The sequence below is a fragment of the Clostridium sardiniense genome (genome assembly GCF_016907995.1).
Classification (GTDB): Bacteria; Bacillota; Clostridia; order Clostridiales; family Clostridiaceae; genus Clostridium; species Clostridium sardiniense.
This window is the reverse complement of record NZ_JAFBDA010000012.1, coordinates 1-15,176: the sequence shown is the minus strand read 5'-3', so window position 1 is coordinate 15,176 and position 15,176 is coordinate 1. Positions and strand designations below refer to the sequence as shown.

The 15,176-nt window shown below is 28.3% G+C and carries 13 protein-coding genes; all 13 read right to left on the bottom strand.

Annotated features, from left to right (window positions below; translation table 11 throughout):
• Positions 1–150: 150 nt before the first annotated feature.
• Positions 151–702 carry an ECF transporter S component gene (locus tag JOC62_RS11115; RefSeq protein ID WP_204595348.1) on the bottom strand — a complete coding sequence of 184 codons (552 nt, stop codon included), beginning with the start codon at positions 700–702 and terminating at the stop codon, positions 151–153.
• A gap of 245 nt (positions 703–947) precedes the next feature.
• Positions 948–1,418, bottom strand: a complete 471-nt coding sequence (locus tag JOC62_RS11110; RefSeq protein ID WP_204595347.1) for a GNAT family N-acetyltransferase — start codon at positions 1,416–1,418, stop codon at positions 948–950.
• 71 nt (positions 1,419–1,489) lie between these two features.
• The gene (locus JOC62_RS11105; RefSeq protein WP_204595346.1) at positions 1,490–1,975 is read right to left on the bottom strand and encodes an LURP-one-related/scramblase family protein; all 486 of its coding nucleotides are present in this window, start codon (positions 1,973–1,975) and stop codon (positions 1,490–1,492) included.
• Positions 1,976–2,081: 106 nt separating this feature from the next.
• On the bottom strand, positions 2,082–3,137 hold the full coding sequence (locus JOC62_RS11100) for a galactose ABC transporter substrate-binding protein (protein ID WP_204595345.1): 1,056 nt from the start codon (positions 3,135–3,137) through the stop codon (positions 2,082–2,084).
• Positions 3,138–3,162: 25 nt separating this feature from the next.
• Entirely contained in the window at positions 3,163–4,137 is a 975-nt protein-coding gene (locus tag JOC62_RS11095) for a substrate-binding domain-containing protein (protein ID WP_204595344.1), read from the bottom strand.
• A complete protein-coding gene (locus tag JOC62_RS11090) occupies positions 4,134–5,933 on the bottom strand; it encodes a sensor histidine kinase (protein ID WP_204595343.1) in 1,800 nt (599 codons plus the stop codon). Before JOC62_RS11090 ends, JOC62_RS11095 begins: the two co-directional genes overlap by 4 nt.
• Positions 5,934–5,946: 13 nt before the next feature.
• Positions 5,947–7,548, bottom strand: coding sequence for a response regulator (locus tag JOC62_RS11085; RefSeq protein ID WP_204595342.1), 1,602 nt, complete (start codon positions 7,546–7,548; stop codon positions 5,947–5,949).
• A 259-nt stretch (positions 7,549–7,807) separates the two neighbouring features.
• Positions 7,808–7,987, bottom strand: a complete 180-nt coding sequence (locus JOC62_RS11080) for a hypothetical protein (RefSeq protein ID WP_204595341.1) — start codon at positions 7,985–7,987, stop codon at positions 7,808–7,810.
• A gap of 13 nt (positions 7,988–8,000) precedes the next feature.
• On the bottom strand, positions 8,001–9,023 hold the full coding sequence (mglC, locus tag JOC62_RS11075; RefSeq protein WP_204595340.1) for a galactose/methyl galactoside ABC transporter permease MglC: 1,023 nt from the start codon (positions 9,021–9,023) through the stop codon (positions 8,001–8,003).
• Positions 9,024–9,039: 16 nt separating this feature from the next.
• The gene (gene mglA / locus JOC62_RS11070; RefSeq protein WP_204595339.1) at positions 9,040–10,539 is read right to left on the bottom strand and encodes a galactose/methyl galactoside ABC transporter ATP-binding protein MglA; all 1,500 of its coding nucleotides are present in this window, start codon (positions 10,537–10,539) and stop codon (positions 9,040–9,042) included.
• 90 nt (positions 10,540–10,629) lie between these two features.
• The gene (locus JOC62_RS11065; protein ID WP_204595338.1) at positions 10,630–11,673 is read right to left on the bottom strand and encodes a galactose ABC transporter substrate-binding protein; all 1,044 of its coding nucleotides are present in this window, start codon (positions 11,671–11,673) and stop codon (positions 10,630–10,632) included.
• Between the two features lie 182 nt (positions 11,674–11,855).
• Positions 11,856–13,865 carry a penicillin-binding transpeptidase domain-containing protein gene (locus JOC62_RS11060; RefSeq protein WP_204595337.1) on the bottom strand — a complete coding sequence of 670 codons (2,010 nt, stop codon included), beginning with the start codon at positions 13,863–13,865 and terminating at the stop codon, positions 11,856–11,858.
• 203 nt (positions 13,866–14,068) lie between these two features.
• Positions 14,069–14,872, bottom strand: a complete 804-nt coding sequence (locus JOC62_RS11055) for a RelA/SpoT domain-containing protein (protein ID WP_204595336.1) — start codon at positions 14,870–14,872, stop codon at positions 14,069–14,071.
• Positions 14,873–15,176: the final 304 nt, after the last annotated feature.

Here is a 15,176-nt window from a genome sequence, read left to right as displayed (position 1 = left end):
ATTTTATTATTTATATATTTTTATAAAACCTTTACATAAATCTTATGGTATTAGTTTCATATGTATTTTCGCTAATAAAAAAGATGTACTTTTAAATAAGTACATCTTTTTTTGTAAGTTATTATTTTTTAGGTTAATATTTTAAATCGTCTAATCCATTCTTTCTTTTGCCTTATTAACAACCTTTGCTAAAGGAAGAGCTATTACTATCCCGAGAACTACTTGTGCTGCATCTCCTGGAATATGCATAGTTGCATATATAATGCTTCCTACAAATCCATTTGAAGCTCCCATTATAAGTCCTCCCATTATTGCATTACATATAAAATATCCTATAATATCTACTAATCCCGCAACTATAAAAGCAACTAAGTAAGTATTAAAGTTTTTCTTCTTAGCTCTCTCTATTAATATAGCTACTGTTAATACCATAAGACCCTTTATTATAAATGTAAACGGAGCCCATATAATATATCCACCTAATATATCAACTAAAGCCATACCAATAGCTCCAGCTGCTGTTCCATATTTTTTACCTAAAAGAACTGCTGATAATAGAACCATACAATCTCCAGGTTGCATAAATCCATTTAAAGTAGGTATTCTTATAATACTTCCAGAAATAAAAACAAGCGCTATCATAAGCCCTGTTAATACAAGCATCTTTATTCTAGAATCTTCACCACTATGTACATTTTGCATATACCTCTATCTCCTTATATTAATATAGATAAATGATATATCTAACATATGAATTCACTACTAAATAATTTATAAACTTCTATTAACACTTACTAGAGTATTTCTTTAAACCTTATAACTTAATAAATATTTTAAATAGTTTTATGCTTTTTATTCTTATTAGTATTAAGTTATAAATAAAATTTATTATTTATTAAAAATATCTCAAAATAAAAAGGATAGTTTTTTACACCTATCCTCAATAATTACAATAGCTTTTCTAATATTATCATATCTCTACACTGTATATTATTTTCATATATCTCTTCTTTATAATTCTCTATAAAAAAGTTCTTTCTTATATCGGTTATTATAAAGCCCATATTTTTATATAATTTTATTTGGTTTATGGATGAATTACCAGTACCTATTAATATTCTAATTCCACCTAGTCTCTTTATATACTCTTCTGCTTTTATAATTAATCTTTTGGCAAAGCCTCTTCTTCTATAATCCTCATCTACAGCTAAATTCATTATCTCATATACACTATTCTCTTTTTCTAAGAATGCTATAACTCCTACTATGTAATTCTCTATTTTAGCTACTATTACTTTTGATTTGTTTATATACTTATTTATTGCATCAATTGATGGGTCTGCAACTAATAATAAATCAACTGGTACTTCTTCAACTTTAGCATGTTCTATTTTTATATTTAACTTATCACTACACATATAACTTATCACCTTAAACATTTCTTTACTATGAGATTTTATATTTATTTATTTATTTATTATTATGAAATTTAACCTTTATTATGGAACCTAACCATATCTATGACTACTACAAAACCTATTAATATTTCATTTATACTTTCATCATTTATCTCTAAAATGTATCTATCTCTTCCAAAAGTTAATTCCTTATAAAACTTCCCAATCGGAATTCCATTTCTTATAATATCATAACTTCTCCCTAAAATTCCCAAGCCTTTTAATTCTATGTCTCCAATCTTTCCTGAAGCTCTATATTCAGGAATCATCAATTCTTTTTCAAGAACTCCTATACTATTACCTACTCCATTATATAGTTCATATTTGTGAGCACCAATTCTAATTTTTTGCTCTAAATATACATACTTCACATCCTTATTAGGCGAATATACAGATATATTTTTTCCTATATCAAATTTATCCGCTTCAACTAAATAGACCTCATTATCATGCTCATCATAAACATCAAATTTTGCTCCCATAGCAAATAATCTCTCTTTTATATAAAATCTTCTCATACTCCACTCCCTTTATATTAAAAAATATCAACTCTTATAACTATAAAAATATTAAGTAATTTATAAACTATACTACTTTTTATACTATATATATCTCTAATATATTTCAATTATTAATAACTTGATCTATAAATGTATCAACATTATCCTTTGTTACTATTTCATGAGAATCTCTAATATACTTTCTATTTAGAATCATTTTATCTTCTTCTGTTCCGTCAGATGTAGCTAACATATATGAAATATCAAAAATTTTTTCTGCTTGCGAATTAGCATCACTTAATACAGTACCAGTTAAATAACCCTCTTTAATACACTGCATAGCTGCTTCTATTCCATCTACACCAACCACTATAGGCATATTGCTAGTTAAATTTAAATCTTTAAAGGCATCTATTGCACCTAAAGCCATCTCATCATTATTGCTAAATATAACCTCAATTTTACCTGCATACTTTTTTATCCAACTTTCTGTTTTCTCCTTGGCTTTTATTCTGTTCCAATCAGCTATATAGCTTTCAAGTTTCTCAACCTTAATATCACCTTCTGAAAACCTCTTTATACAATACTCAGTTCTTATTAATGCATCTTGATGATATTCCTCACCTTCTAACATTAAATACTGTATTTTTCCATCATTATTTTTATCTACACTTTTCTTATTTTTATTATATTTTTCTAATACAATATCAGCTTGCATTATTCCTGATTGTTCAGCTTGTGTTCCTATATAATATACCTTATCCCACATATTCATATCTTCCTCTACAGGTTCACGATTAAAAAATACTACTGGAATATCTGAATTTTTGGCTCTGTTAATAATAGATGCAGCTGACCTTCTATCAACAAGATTGATACACATTACATCATAATTTTGATTTATAAATTTATCTACTTGTTCATTTTGATTGTATTGATCACATTTTGCATCCTCTACAGTTAATGTAAATTTATACTCGCCTTCTGCCCCCTTCTCCTTTACTAGTTCTTCTAAATTATCTACTATACTAGAAATAAAAATATCTGATCCTTCATACACGCTAACCCCAATTTTTATTTCTTTTATCTCTTCATTTGTAGTTTTTTCCTTGCATCCAATAAATGTATTAGAGCTAACTAATAACACTATGGTTGATAAAGTTTTTAACCAAGATTTCATGGTTCCACTCTCCAAACTACCTTTATTATTTAACAAAAGGAAAAAGCAACTTCTCATTTCTCTCTGAATACATATTTCTCTTGTTTACAATAGAAAAATCTATATCTTTCTCTTCTACCTTATTATTTTTCAATTTATTTACGGCCATTTCCACACTTAAATACCCTAAATTAAATTCATTTTTTACTGCAACTGCATCTATTATATTTTCTTCTACATATGATAGTATTTTATTAGTTAATCCCACTCCATAAACCTCAAAATCACTATTTTCCCTTTTATTTTCCATATATGAATCTTTTTTTATCTTTGCTATAACCTCAAGTATTTCTGAATCAAAACTCACAATTACATCTACTCTATTCTCTTCTATATATTTTAATATTTCACTATACTGCTTATTCTCATCTTCACTTATTTTTACATACTTATATTTATTCCTTGTGTTATTTACTTCTTCAATAAATCCTTTATTTATTTCTTCTAAAGTCTTAAATTCTTCTTCATTTCCTAATATGACAAAATTCTCACTTGTATTTCCTCTTTGAATTATCTCTTCTGCCAAACTTTTACCTATATCGTAATCATTGCATGATATATATGATAACTTCTTTTTTAAATCAATTTTGAAATCCATTAATATAACAGGTCCACTATAATTATGCTTATTTATTACTTCCGAAATTTTCTCATAATCTACAGGCGATATGATTATGGCATCTATATCATCATTTATACACTTTTCTAGTAATTTATTTTGCTCCTCTATTTTGTTTTCTTTTGTAATTCTATAAATCTCTACTTCTACATTCATATCCTTTGATGCCTGATTAATCCCTTCACTTATAAATGTTAAATTATCATTTTTGCTTATATATGCCATCCTATAAATTGGATTTTTATCATCTTCTGTATTTAAATATTTAAAAACTATTATAATAAAAAAAATAATTAATATAAAAAAGATTAAAAATAATATATTCCTTCTCTTTAATTTCATTTATTTTTATCCTCCATATTATAATAGTCACCATATTCTAAAGCCTTTATATGAACTCTAATAGTCGTTCCTTCATCAGGTTCACTATATATCTTCAATCCATACTCCTCTCCAAAATATAATTTAATCCTTTCATTAACATTTCTAAGTCCTACCCCTGAACCATTTCCTTTTATTTTTTTATTTTCCTTTAATAAAGACTCTACTACATCTTCAGTCATTCCCAGTCCATTATCTATAACATCAATATACACATCTTCATTTATACTATATGCTTTTATAAATATCTCTCCATCTCCATCCATATAATCCATTCCGTGATATATCGCATTCTCAACTAATGGTTGTATTATAAGTTTTATACAAGATAAATTTAAAATTGAATCTTCAGCCTCTATCCTATAGCTAAACTTATTTTTGTAACGTATATTTTGTATTGTTAAATAATTTCTCACATGTTCTAGTTCATCTTTTAGCGTTATAACATTTTTTCCTTTACTTAGACTTATTCTAAAAAACCTTGCTAGGGCAGTAACCATAGTTATTGCGCCATCATACTTTTCACTTTCTATCATCCATATAATAGAATCTAATGTATTATATAAGAAATGTGGATTTATTTGAGCCTGTAGTGCATCTAACTCACTTTTTCTTTTTGATTCCTGTTCTATTACTATATTTTTCATTAATGCATCAACTTGTGACACCATAGAATTTATTGCTTCTCCTAGATGTCTAACTTCATATGTTCCTTCAGTTGAAAAATCAATATTTAAAGCGCCTTCCTCAAAATCCTTAACTTTATTTTCTAAATTCTTAATTGGATTTGCAATTTTTGATGATACTAATATATTAATTATAGTTAAGATTAATATTCCAAAAAATATGCTGAATATAATAAATATTCTCATATGGCTATAGTTTGCTGTTATATCTGACATAGGAGTTACAGCTACTATCTTCCAGCCAGTATATCCAACACTCTTAACCGTTACTAACCTTTTTTCTCTGTCAAAAACTTCCGTGAAAGTTCCATCTTCATATTCTGCTGCCATTTTATTATTTTCTTTTATTAAATCTGAATATATTAGTTGTTGCCTTGGATGGTATATAATTTCTCCCTTTCCATCAGTTAAATACATATATCCTGATTTACTAATATCTATATTTTTAAAAATTTGTTCTATACCACTAAAATTCATATCAACTAGAAGTACTCCTTGACTTATTTCTCCATTAGAAGTAAGTTCAACCGCTCTACTTGAAGATACTACCCATCTATATTTATAACTTGGATCTTCGAATAAATTCTGTACGTGTGGCGTAGAAAAATGTAGATTTCCCTTTTTACTTATAGCACTAGAAAACCACTCACTATCCCTTGGGTCTACTGAAGATTTTAATTCCTTCATTGGGTAGCCAGCTATTACCTCCCCATACTCTGAAAATAATGTTATACTAACTAAAAAATCTTTATTTGTATCATAGATAAGTTCCATATCTCTACTTATATTATCAGAAGATAAATTAGATTTTTTTATAATATTGTAATAGACTCCATCTGATATTCTCATAATATTCCTTAAGTAACTATCCAGGTTTAAATTTACTTGATTTACTATAGATTTATTATTTTTTGATATAATACTTTCATTTATATTTACAAATTTAATATATAATACTTGTCCAAGCGCAATCATTCCAGCAACTGCAATTATAGTAAATGAAATAGATATTATATACTTTATACTTTTATTTTTATAGAAATTGTTTAACTTTAAACTATTTAATCTCATATAGTTTACCTGCTTAACTATTCCTATATTTTGATGGAGATACTCCAAATTTTTTCTTAAATACGTAACTAAAATAATTTGCCTCTAGATATCCAACTTTTTCAGCTATAACATATGATTTATAGTCTGTTGTATTTAACAAATTCACTGCAACCTCTAACCTCACAGTTGTTAAATAATTTATAAAACTAGTTCCAGTTTCTTTTTTAAATATTGTAGAAAAATAAGTTGGACTAACATGTAGATTTTTGCAAACCTTTTCTACAGACATATCACTATCACTATAATTTCTATCAATATATCTTTTCGCTTTATCTACAAGCAATTTTGATGAGTCTAACCTCTCTCTTTTTATTAGATAATTTATTTTTATAGACCTTTCTACAAACCATTCCTCTATATCATCTATTGAATCAAAGTTATCTAAATGACTATAACAATTAAAATTTTCTCCAAAAACTTCATCTACACTTAAATTATAAGCCTGTGTCACCTTTAATAACGATGTCGTAATTTGTATTAAATAAATTTTATATTGATTAAATGGTAATAAAGATTTCTTTACTCTTATAAATAGTCTATGTACGGTTTCCCTTATTTCTTTAGCTCCTTTTATTTTAATGGAATTAAGTAGCTCTCTCTCATCATTCTCATCAAATTGTAATTGAACTGAATTATCTGGCTCCACATCATCTATATATATGGCTTTCCCTCTTCCTAGTACAATTCTATAATGAAGAGCATTCCTTGCCATCTTATAAGAGAATCTCATTTCAGAATAATCACTAGTTACTTGTCCAACTCCAGCTGAAACTCTTTTTCCAATTATACGCTCTGATGTTTTGCATACTTCATTTAATCCCTTTATAAATTTTAATATCTCTTCCTCACTCTTTAAATTTCCTATTACGACTATAGTTCCTGAGTATATAAAACTTATACAGTTACAGTAATCTATAATTACTTCATCTAATATTTGTTTTATTGATATATTTATTAATTCTTCTTTTAATTCTTCTTCATCTATTTTTTCTTTTATGCTATCAGTATTTATTACTCCTACAGAAACAAAAGGAAAACTAAACTCTATTCCAAGTTCCTTAGCTTCCTTTTTTAATGATTCACTTCTTATTCTTCCTTCTATTGTTCCTACTAAAAATTTCTCCTTTAAAATAGGTAAACTTTCTTTATAATACTCATAAAGTTTCTCTACATTCTTTTTTTCATCATACTCTTTATCTATTTTATCTTTTAATGATTTTAACACTTCAATTAGCTCATTAGAGTTTATTGGCTTCAAAACATAATCTACTACATTTATTTTTATGGCTTTATGCGCATATTCTAATTCATCTGATCCTGAAAAAATTATAATTTTTGTAGATGGAAGAATATCTTTTATTTTTTCTCCTAATTCTAATCCATCCATAAACGGCATTTTTATATCTGTCATAATTATATCTGGCTGTAATCTCTCTGTTTTCTCTAATGCATCTTTGCCATTTTCAGCATCACCTACAACTATAAAACCATACTTTTCCCAATCTATTTTTCTTATAATCCCTTGACGAATCTCTTCTTCATCATCGACTATTAAAACCTTATATAAATCCATACCCTTTTCTCCCATTATTTATACCCTTTTCATTTTAATGTAATTTATACCTTATAATAGATTATCTCATCATATTATTTGTTATTCAACATTTTATTCTTATTTTGTAATAAAAATTAATATTAATTATGTATTTTCTAAAAATGTATAGTAATTTAAAATAATTTACTATAATTATTTTAAATTTAAAAATTAAAAAGGATTGATAGAATAAAACTTAAGTTTTTTCCATCAATCCTATTAAGATCTATTAATTTTTTTATTTAATAACAACTCCTAAAGTTATAGCTAATCCTAACATAACTAATAATACGGTAATAAATCTATCCATATTTTTCAATGATACATCTATCTTTCCATATAAGCTATCTCTAATATTTCTTTTAGGTTCATTATTTTGTTTTTCTAAAATCTCTTGTTCTATATTATTGTTCTCCATAATATCTCTCCTATTACTTTTTAGCAAGATATTTTCTTACATCAAGTGAAACTGCTACTATTATAATTAAACCTCTTATTATAAATTGCCAGTAAGCATTTACTCCTATGAAGTTTAATCCATAGTTTATAACTTGAAGAAGTACTGTACCTATTAATACTCCAGGTATTGTACCAACCCCACCAGTAAATGATACTCCTCCAACTACGCAGGCTGATATAGCATCCAATTCATAGTTAAACCCTGTACTAGTAGTTGTAGAACCAGCCCTTGCAGCTTCTAAGAATCCTGCAATACCATATAATATACCTGATATTATAAATATAATCATAATATTCTTAGCTAAATTTACGCCAGATACTGCTGCAGCTTCTGGATTTCCACCTATGGCAAACATATTTTTTCCAAGTTTTGTTTTATTCCAAATAAACCACATAATTAATGCAATAATTACTAAGTAAAAAATTAAATATGGAATTTCTATTGGTCCTAACTTTAAATTTCCTGTTACTAAATTCGTATATCTTTGGTCTAAGTTAGCGACTGGTTGCGCTCCTAGTGGTGGTCTATCAATATAAAGACATGATGCACCATATGCAATAAGTTGCGTTCCTAAAGTAATTATAAATGCATGTACCTTTAATTTTGCAACACCAAATCCATTAACAGCTCCAAACATACCTCCAATTATCATGGCTACAATTAATGGCACAACTACTGGTAATTGTGGAAGGTCTGGATACATTCTTGATACATATGTTGTAGATTGTAATAATGATGCTGAAACTATTGCTGTAAATCCTAATATACGACCTGCTGAAAGGTCCGTTCCTTGCAATACTATAAGTCCAGCAACCCCTAGTGCTAGAATACCACGCGTTGAAGCTTGACTTAAAATATTAGTTAAGTTTTTAAATGAAAGGAATGATGGTTCTTTTATTACAAAGAAAACTATCATCATTGCTAGCACTATGTATAGCGCATAGTTTACCATAAACTTACTTACTTGTTCTTTATTCATTTTTACCTTTTCCATACTATCCCCCTAAGTTTTAAATATATTTAGCAGCTAATTCCATAATTTTTTCTTGATTAAGCTTATTTGTATCTTCTATTCCTGCTAATCTACCATTTGACATTACAAGAATTCTGTCACAGATTCCAAGAAGCTCTGGCATTTCAGAAGAAACAACAATAATCCCCTTCTCCTTATTAGCTAAATCTATTATTAATTGATATATCTCATATTTTGCACCAACATCAATTCCTCTTGTAGGCTCATCTAAAAGTAATACCTCTGGGTTTGTTAATAACCATCTACCTATTATTACTTTTTGCTGATTACCTCCTGACAAATTCTTAATTTGTGTCTTTTGACTAGGTGTCTTAACTTTCATACTGTCAATAACCCACTTAGTATCTTCTGCCATTTTTTTATTATCTAATACTCCACCCTTACTATAATTATCTATATTAGCAATCATGGTATTAAATTTTATATCAAGGCCTCCAAAAATCCCTGTTGCTCTACGTTCCTCTGTTAGTAATGCAAAACCATTTTTTATAGCGGTTCTTGAATTTTTATTATTTACACTTTTTCCGTGTAATTTTATTTCGCCTTCGCTATGTGATTCAATTCCAAAGATAGTTTCAAGTAACTCTGTTCTCTTAGACCCAACCAGTCCTGCAACTCCAAGAATTTCTCCTTTTCTTAACTCAAAAGAAACATCTTTTACTGATTGATCACTTGATCCTGTAAGATTTTTAACTTCTAATATCATCTCACCAGGCTTATTTATTTTTGGCGGAAAACGATTTGTTAAATCACGTCCAACCATAAGTTTTATTATCTTATCTGTAGTTAAACCTTTTGAAGGTATTGTATCAATCCATTTTCCATCACGCATAATGGTTACATCATCAGATATTTGAAGTATTTCTTCCATCTTATGTGATATATAAATTATTCCGCATCCTTTATCTCTTAATTTATTAATTATTTTAAATAGATGATTAACTTCCTCTTGAGTTAAAGATGATGTAGGCTCATCAAGAACTAATATTTTTGCATTGTAAGATACAGCCTTTGCAATTTCAACCATCTGCCTTTGTGAAACAGATAGTTTTGCCATCTTAACTTTTGGATTTACATCTATATCTAATTCATCGAAGATTTTTTTAGTCTCCTCGAACATTGTTTTCTGACTTATAATTCCTTTATTACTTGGGTATCTTCCAAGCCAAATATTATCCATAACATCTCTTTGTAATACTTGATTTAATTCTTGGTGTACCATTGATACCCCATTCTCCATAGCTTGCTTAGGATTAGAAAATTTACATTTTTGTCCTTCGATTAAGATTTCTCCTTCATCTTCTATATAAACTCCGAATAGACATTTCATTAAAGTTGATTTACCAGCTCCATTCTCACCCATTAAAGCATGTACAGTTCCAGGACGAACTTTAAGCTGCACACCATCTAGTGCTTTTACCCCAGGGAAGCTTTTACATATGTTACTCATCTCTAATACATATTTTAATTTTTCCATAATCTTCGCTCTCACCACTTTTCTGCTTATTTTAAGTTGCACTATATTACATACATAATATAGTGCAACTTTTATTTAAAATTATTTAATTTATTTAGTATATTCTTTGTATGGTATACGAACTGAAACTCCTGTATCATCAAATTTATAATCAGTTCCCTCTATAGCACTCTTACCTTCTGCTAAATTCATACCACATTTATAAAGAGCCGTTGCCATTGCTTCTGCATCTTGAAGTACAGAACCTGTCATGAATCCTTTAGATATAAGGTCTTGTGCTGCTGCTGTAGCATCAACACCAACTACTGGTATAGTCTTTTTAGCATCACCATTGTTATATCCTTTAGCTTGTAATGCTGCTATAGCACCTTGAGCCATACCATCATTATTTGCAATTACAACTTCAATCTCATCATTATATCTTGAAAGCCAAGCTTCAGTAGCATTTTGAGCTGGTGCTTGTTCCCAGTTACATACTTGGTTTGCTAATTCCTTTGTCTTTATACCAGCTTCTTCAATTGTTGAAACTGAGAATTTAGTTCTTGCAACAGCTTCTGGATTATCTGGTTCTCCTTTAAGCATTACATATTGCATTACTCCATCACCATTTTTATCTAAATCCTTATTTGCTTTCCATTGATCTGCAAGTATTTTTCCTTGTAATACTCCAGCCTCTTTAGCATTTGTTCCTACAAATATAGACTTATCAAATGATTTTATAGCATCTGTTGTAGCTGGTTCTCTATTAAATAAAACTACTGGAACATCTGCAGCTTTTATTTTATCTACAACAGTTTGAGCAGCTCCTGTATCAACTAAATTTACCATTAAAAGATCATTATCTTTTTGTAACAATGTATCAATACTATCATTTTGTGTAGCTTGATCACCTTTTCCATCATAGAAAGTAAATTCAACTTTACCTTCGTTATCCTTTTGAATCTTTTCTAAGTTCTGACGAACAGTTGAAATATAAGTATCATCAAATTTGTATAAGCATACCCCTACTTTTACCGCTTTTCCTGAGTCTGCTCCCCCCTCTTTTTTATCGTCACTGCCACTACAACCTGCAAGTGCTCCTCCAAGCATCATAGTTGCCATAGCTATGGCAAGTACTTTTTTTAATTTTATCATTTTAACCCCTCCATACATATTTTGATTTTGTTTACGTTTTCATTATAGATAAATTTACCATCTTATTCCATACAAATTTCTTAACATTTCTATCGAATTTCTATGATATTTTATATAAATTATTATTTAAAAATATAAAAAGACATCACCTTTCTAGGTAATGTCTTTTCTGGTCTTATAAATTATTTTAGGTAAGCTTCTAAAACTTTTCTAACTCTTGGAGTAACTGCATGAGATCCTCCTTGATCCTTTACATCCTCAAGAATCATTGATATTGCAATCTTTGAATTCTTTGTATCAACTGCTACAAACCATCCATTTTCTTTGCCCTTTGTATCATTTTGTTTTTCTTTTATTTCTGCTGTTCCAGTTTTACCTGCAATACTTATTCCAGGTATCTTTGCATCTGTTGCAGTTCCTCCAGCATCATTAATTGGAGCTTCAAAAGCTTTTATTATGTCTGGCATATATTTTGAATCTATAGCACCTTTCTTCCAAACCTTTGCATCTCCATTTATACTTGTAACTAATCTTGGTTGCATTATATCTCCGTTATTTCCAATAGCACTATATGCTAACGCCATATTTAATGGTGTAACCATTACTTGACCTTGTCCATAACCACTGTCCGCTAAAGCTATATCATCTTTAATCTTTCCATCATTTGATATTTGAGAATCTGCCATTGGGTATCCAAATTCCATTTTTTCTCCTATACCAAACTTCTTAGCACCTTCTATAAATTTATCTGCTCCAATATCTAATGCAGCTTGCGCAAAATAAATATTATCTGAATACTTAACAGCATCAACTAAATTAACAGGCTTTCCTGGATCATCTACCCTTGTTACTTTATAATCTCCCCATGAGCTATCTTTTTGCCAAGTAGTTCCTTTGATATCCTTTGCTTGATCTGGCTTAATTACTCCATCCTCTAAGCCAGTAGTTGCTGTTATTAGCTTAAATGTTGAACCTGGTGAGTATGCTTTATTGAATCTATTTTCTTGTACTGCATACTTTGTATCTTCAAGTTCTTTCTTTTGAGTCTTTGTCATATATGTTGTATACATATTTGAATCATATGAAGGTGCACTAACCATAGCAAGTACTTCTCCTGTTTTTGGATTCACCGCTGTTGATGCTCCCTTTTCTCCATTCATTTCATCATATACCTTACTTTGAAGTTTTGAATCTATAGAAAGTTTTATATCTTTTCCATTTTCAGCATCTTTCTTTGCTACTGATATTTTTTCATTTCCTCTTTCTATATATATTTCTCCACCATTTTTCTTTCTTAATGTATCTTCATACACTTGTTCTAATCCACTTTTACCAATTATACTACTTGAAGTATAACCCTTATCCTTCATTTTCTCTAATTCTTCTGCTGTTATTGGTCCTATATATCCTACAAGTCTACCAAAGGCTTCTCCACCATTGTATATTCTAGAAGTTGTATTTTGAATCATTATACCTTCTGTATCACGATTTTCTAACTTTTTAACTCTATCGTCTGTTGGAAGTATCTTTACGATTTCAACAAAGTTTCCTGGGTTCTTATTAGCCTCAAGCTTTTTCTTTATAGTATCTTCACTTATATCAAGAACTTTTGCCATTTCACTTATTTTTTTATCCTGATTTTCTTTAACAAATACCGCTGGATGTATACCTACCACATCAACTTTTCCATCTTCTGCTAAGGCTTTTCCATCTCTATCTAATATCTTACCTCTAGCGGCAGCAAAAGTTTCAACTTTTACTTTATCACCTTCAACCATTTGAGGTAATATTAAATTATCATTCCATTTAATTTTATAGTCTTTATCATCTTTTGCTACTATTGCTTTAAAATCCTTTAATTCTACTTTTCCAGCTACAGTGTCCATAGTTAATGTAAATGGTATAGATACTCCACCATCAACCTTTTCTGCTTCACCTGGTTCAATTGCCATGTTGCTAGCCCCCATAGCCCCGTATATATTACTGAACCTGTTAACAAATTCTTCCTCTGTAATCTTACTTTTAGACTCTGTAGTAAGCATTTCGTACATTCCTTTATAATCTTTTTCTATCCATTTTTGTTTATATGTATTAAATGCATCTTTCTCTTTATCAGTTCCGCAACTAACCATAAACATAGATAGTCCTAGTAGCATAATTAATGCTAAGATTATCTTTTTAGAAATCTTCATTATTTATCCCTCCATTTTCCATAATCATCTGAATTATACCATATTAATTTTAAACCCCTCAAGTTTTTAAATCCATATCATGAAAATTTTTACATAATATCTTTTTAAATAAACCTTTTTCGACATAAAAAATACCATATAATAAGCTAATATATGGTATACTTCTCTAATTATTATATTTTTGTAAATAAATTCGCTAAAACTTAACTTTTAATTTCTCTCTTTAATCTTTCTATTTCATCATTCTTATCTTTAATTAAATTCTTATATTCCTTTTCCTTAACATCCCATTCTTTACTAAGCGTATTTATTAATGATGCCATCTCATCAGCACTCCCTACAATTCTATTGAATAAAAGTAAATTTGACTTTAGTATTTCTGGAATTTCATTATGAGAATATCTAAGTCTATGGTCAATTTCTCCATATCCCTCTTCAAAAATTGTTCTAACTTGTATCTCTGCAATTACTTTTTGACTTGTAGGATAAAATTCTACTAAGTAATGTACTGACCTATAACCTGATTGTCTAGATCTAACTTCTATATTTAAATCGTCAAATATTTTTGTATTGTCTCCATCTCTAACATTTGCTGTTATCTCTATTACCTTCCAAGTTTTAATAATAAAATCATGAATTGACTCCCATTGATCTTTAAAAATATGTATAACTCTTATTCCTATTAAATCATTTATTTCATTTTTATAATTATCCGCTGTAAACTTAAAATCGTTTCCGTATTTTTCTTTTCTATCAGCAGCTTTTCTTATTACTTTTTCTATCAATCTATCAGGTACCTTAACTCTTGACTTAACAGAATGTACGTTATCATTTGAACGTAGTATATTGGCTATAAAATTTGCTTGATTTTCATAAGAATCTTTATATTTTATATAATCATTATATATCTCTTCTAAATCTTTAACTTTAATATTATTATCATTAATAACCTCTGTACAATATGGATATTTCATTAAAAATTCTTCAATATTAAACTTACTCTTCATCTTAATGCTCCTATTAAACCAAAGTTTTTTATTTTATTATAACACTAAACTTATTAAAATCTTCATACTCAAATCATATAAATACCAATTTCTAAATTTTTTATTGATACAAATATACTTTATTTAAATTCTTTCTCTTAATTATCTATTTATAATAATAATTTAAAATTAATAGCAATATTTTATATATAAGATTAATTATTTAAGAGGTTTAATAAAATGAGTTTATTATTTCTTTTTTTATTATATCCCCGTGGTTATAATGATATAAATTCATTTAAATTTAGTCGTATTTGATTTGTTT

Coding starts and splice junctions, on each gene's coding strand:
- JOC62_RS11055 (WP_204595336.1), bottom strand. CDS start 14,872: ATGAAGAGTAAGTTTAATATTGAAGAATTTTTAATGAAATATCCATAT.
- JOC62_RS11115 (WP_204595348.1), bottom strand. CDS start 702: ATGCAAAATGTACATAGTGGTGAAGATTCTAGAATAAAGATGCTTGTA.
- mglA (WP_204595339.1), bottom strand. CDS start 10,539: ATGGAAAAATTAAAATATGTATTAGAGATGAGTAACATATGTAAAAGC.
- JOC62_RS11080 (WP_204595341.1), bottom strand. CDS start 7,987: ATGGAGAACAATAATATAGAACAAGAGATTTTAGAAAAACAAAATAAT.
- JOC62_RS11100 (WP_204595345.1), bottom strand. CDS start 3,137: ATGAAATCTTGGTTAAAAACTTTATCAACCATAGTGTTATTAGTTAGC.
- JOC62_RS11060 (WP_204595337.1), bottom strand. CDS start 13,865: ATGAAGATTTCTAAAAAGATAATCTTAGCATTAATTATGCTACTAGGA.
- JOC62_RS11095 (WP_204595344.1), bottom strand. CDS start 4,137: ATGAAATTAAAGAGAAGGAATATATTATTTTTAATCTTTTTTATATTA.
- JOC62_RS11085 (WP_204595342.1), bottom strand. CDS start 7,548: ATGGATTTATATAAGGTTTTAATAGTCGATGATGAAGAAGAGATTCGT.
- JOC62_RS11065 (WP_204595338.1), bottom strand. CDS start 11,673: ATGATAAAATTAAAAAAAGTACTTGCCATAGCTATGGCAACTATGATG.
- JOC62_RS11105 (WP_204595346.1), bottom strand. CDS start 1,975: ATGAGAAGATTTTATATAAAAGAGAGATTATTTGCTATGGGAGCAAAA.
- JOC62_RS11090 (WP_204595343.1), bottom strand. CDS start 5,933: ATGAGATTAAATAGTTTAAAGTTAAACAATTTCTATAAAAATAAAAGT.
- JOC62_RS11110 (WP_204595347.1), bottom strand. CDS start 1,418: ATGTGTAGTGATAAGTTAAATATAAAAATAGAACATGCTAAAGTTGAA.
- mglC (WP_204595340.1), bottom strand. CDS start 9,023: ATGGAAAAGGTAAAAATGAATAAAGAACAAGTAAGTAAGTTTATGGTA.